This is a genomic window from Kineococcus sp. AC630 (assembly GCF_979255925.1).
Window position 1 is genome coordinate 1 of record NZ_CEEDMJ010000144.1, and the last position, 238, is coordinate 238.

The 238-nt window shown below is 72.3% G+C and carries 1 pseudogene; it reads right to left on the reverse strand.

Going from position 1 to position 238, the window contains the following annotated elements:
- Positions 1–238, reverse strand: a pseudogene (locus AC0I8G_RS26180) (class I SAM-dependent DNA methyltransferase); the annotation flags it as partial.

Genomic DNA, 238 nt, shown 5'->3' on the forward strand with positions numbered 1-238 from the left:
CCGCGCAGCTCCCACAACCCGTAGCGCAAGACGTAGGAATACTCGTCGTGTCGCCAGGACGGCACGAACCGGTACGACCACGGCGACAACCCCGCTGCGGTGATCGCCGCGAGCTGCGCGGAGGCGTCGTAGGCGTGCATGTCGATCCCGGGCAGCCCGTCCTCGGAGAACGCGCGCCGCGCACTGCCCGGCGTGGTGCGGTCCTCGACGATCCCGACCAGCACCCGCGCCCCCGGCG